Annotated in this window: 3 protein-coding genes; all 3 read left to right on the forward strand. The window is 75.1% G+C overall.

The window, feature by feature from the left end; all coding sequences use genetic code 11:
• Positions 1-274 precede the first annotated feature (274 nt).
• Positions 275-1480: a chromate efflux transporter gene (gene chrA, locus VR45_RS27550; protein ID WP_045942548.1), complete on the forward strand. Its 1206-nt coding sequence runs from the start codon at positions 275-277 to the stop codon at positions 1478-1480.
• A gap of 138 nt (positions 1481-1618) precedes the next feature.
• Positions 1619-2557 (forward strand): acyl-ACP desaturase, encoded by a 939-nt coding sequence (locus VR45_RS27555; protein ID WP_045942549.1) that lies wholly within the window; start codon positions 1619-1621, stop codon positions 2555-2557.
• A 31-nt stretch (positions 2558-2588) separates the two neighbouring features.
• On the forward strand, positions 2589-3209 hold a 621-nt coding region (locus VR45_RS27560), incomplete at its 3' end, for a class I SAM-dependent methyltransferase (protein WP_045942550.1).

Below are 3209 nucleotides of genomic sequence, written 5' to 3' on the forward strand. Positions count from 1 at the left end.
CCACGCCGTGCGAGTGGCCACCGTGGCCGCCCCGGCCGCCGTGCTTGTGGTCATGCTCATGATCATGCTGGGAGTGCTCGTGGCCGGCCATCGAAGTCCTCTCCTGGAGCCCATGAACGCGTGGGGGTAAGGGGCGATGTCGCTGACCGCCCCGCACTCGAAGTGAACCGCACATCGAACGAAGATCCAAAGGCTGCATTGGAGACCGTTGTCATTGCCGCGTCGTAACCCTCGTGGGGTATCGTCGCGCCGCTGTTGACCAGGGGAGAAGCGCATGGGGCCGGACGGACGCACCGCAGGGGCCGAACGGGTGGTCGGCCTCGGCACGATCGCCCGCGAGTGGGGCCGGATCGGGATCACCGGCTTCGGGGGGCCGCCCGCGCACATCCTGCTGCTGCGCCGGCTCTGCGTGGAGCGGCGGCAATGGCTGACCCCCGAGGAGTTCGAGGACGGCATCGCGGCCACCAATCTGCTGCCCGGCCCGGCCTCCACCCAGCTTGCCGTCCTGACCGCGTGGCGGCTGCGCGGTGCGCCCGGCGCGCTGGTCGGCGGGGTCTGCTTCATCGGGCCCGGGCTGGTGCTGATCCTCGCGCTCGCGGCGCTGTTCCTGGCCGGCGACCCGCCGCTGTGGGTGCTCGGCGCGGCAGCCGGTGCCGGGGCGGCCGTGCCGGCGGTTGCGGTGCAGGCGGCCACCTCGCTCGTCCCGGCCAGCCTCGGCCGGATGGGCAAGGGCCGGGCCGCCCGCGCCCGCTGGGCCGGGTACGCGCTGGCCGGGGCGGTGGCGGCGGTGCTGACCGGGCCCTGGCTGGTGCTGGTGCTGATCGCCGCCGGACTGGCGGAGATCGCCGTCCGGGGCCGGGGGGAGGGTGGGTCGGGCGGGCGGGCCGTGCTGCCGCTCGCCACCGGGCCGCTCGGCTCCGGCGGTCTCTGGAGTGTCGGCGGCCTCGGTGTGCTCGGGGCGGTGGCCTGGGTGGCGTTCAAGGTGGGCGCGCTCTCCTACGGGGGAGGGTTCGTGATCATCCCGCTGATGCGGGACGACGCGGTCAACCGCTACCACTGGATGACCGACGGACAGTTCCTCAACGCCGTCGCCCTCGGCCAGGTCACCCCGGGGCCGGTGGTGCACACCGTCGCGGCGGTCGGCTACGCGGCCGCCGGGCTCGGCGGCGGCCTGCTCGCGGCGGCGGTCGCCTTCGCGCCGTCCTTCCTCTTCGTGCTCCTCGGCGGCCGGCACTTCGACCGGCTCCGGGCCGACCGGCGGGTGCGGGACTTCCTCACCGGCGCCGGACCGGCCGTGACCGGCGCCATCGCCGGCTCGGCGCTGCCGCTGGCCGCCTCGCTGGGGTACGGCTGGCAGTGGGGCGTGCTGGCCGGGGCCCTGCTCTGGCTGGTGCTCGCCCGGCGGGGCGTGGTGCTCGCCCTGCTGGCCGCCGGCGTGGCCGGGGTGCTCGCCGTGGCCGCCGGACTGCCGCCGGCCTGAGGTGCTGGTCCGCACCCGCGCTCGGCCTCCGGTCCGCACGTGCGCTCGGCCTCCGGCGTGAACCTGGAGCAGGGGGCTCACTCGACCGGGTGAGCCCGGTTTGCGCGCCCCAGTGCGCCTGCGCCACGATCGGCACCCGTGAAGATCATCGCGGCCCGGGCCGTCCACTGGCTCTCGGAACTGGAGCCCATCGCCGCCGAATTGATGAACCGTCATATCAATGCGGCACGCGAGTGGTTTCCGCACCAGTACGTGCCGTGGAGCCTCGGCCGGGACTTCGACGGACCGCTCGGCGGCGAGCCCTGGCGGCCGGAGCAGTCCGCGCTCGCCCCCGCGATCCGCTCCGCCCTGGTGGTCAACCTGCTCACCGAGGACAACCTCCCCGGCTACCACTGGACCATCGGCGCGCAGACCTCCCGCGACGGCGCCTGGGGTGCCTGGCTGCACCACTGGACGGCGGAGGAGGACCGGCACGCCGCCGCCATCCGCGCCTATCTGCACGCCACCCGCGCCGTCGACCCGGTGGCCCTGGAGCGCGCCCGGGCGGCCCAGATCGCCACCGGCACCATCCCCCGGCCGGACGGCGTACTCGGCCTGGTCGCCTACGCCGCCGTGCAGGAGCTGGCCACCCGGGTCAGCCACCGCAACACCGGCCGGCTCAGCGGCGACCCGGTCTGCGACCGGCTGCTCGCCCGGGTCGCCCAGGACGAGAACCTGCACATGGTCTTCTACCGCGAACTGCTGCGTGCCGCGCTGGAACTGGACCCCGACGAGGTGCTCGTCCGGCTCGACGCCACGGTCCGCGCGTTCGCCATGCCCGGTCAGGGCATGCCCGGCTTCGCGGCCCTGGCCGCCGAGATCGCCGTCGCCGGCGTCTACGACCCGCGGGTCCACCACGACGAGGTGCTCGCCCCGCTGCTCCGCTCCCTGCGGGTCTTCGAACTGACCGGGCTCGGCCCGGACGGCGAGCGGGCCCGCGACGGGCTTGCCGAGCACCTCGCCCGGCTGGACTCCCGCGCGGCCCGGTTCGTCGAACGCCGCACGCGGGCGCTCGACGCCCGCGCCGCCCGCGACTGACCCGTATTCCCCGCCCCCGGACAGGAGAGGCATGACCACCACCATCGACGGTGGCGCCGATACCGACGGCACCACGACCATCGGCACCGAGACCGTCGGTACCAGCGCCGCCGACATCGAGTTCCACTACGACTTCGGCAACGACTTCTACGCCCTGTGGCTCGACGAAACGCTCAGCTACTCCGCCGCCGTCTGGGACGGCATCGACCCCGCCGAGCCCGACACCACGGCGCTGCCCCGCGCCCAGCGGGCCAAGCTCGACCTCCACCTCGACCTGGCCGGCGCCGCCCCCGGGGCCGGGCTGCGCCTGCTCGACGTCGGCTGCGGCTGGGGCGGTCTGCTCGACCGGGCCGTCCGCACCGGCCGGGCCGCCGAGGCCACCGGGCTCACCCTGTCCCGGGCCCAGCACGCCCACGTCCGGTCGCTCGGACTGCTCGGCGTCGACGTCCGGCTGGAGAGCTGGGACGCCCACCGGCCCGGGCGCCCGTACGACGGCATCGTCTCGGTCGGCGCCTTCGAGCACTTCGCCACCGCCGACATGGACGCCGCCGCCCGACTCGCCGCCTACCGCGCCTACTTCGAGCGCTGCCACGGCTGGCTGCGGCCCGGCGCCCGGATGTCGCTGCAGACCATCGCCTACGACGGCGTGACC

Origin of the sequence: Streptomyces sp. NRRL S-495 (assembly GCF_000966955.1) — a bacterium.
Lineage (GTDB): Bacteria > Actinomycetota > Actinomycetes > Streptomycetales > Streptomycetaceae > Kitasatospora > Kitasatospora purpeofusca.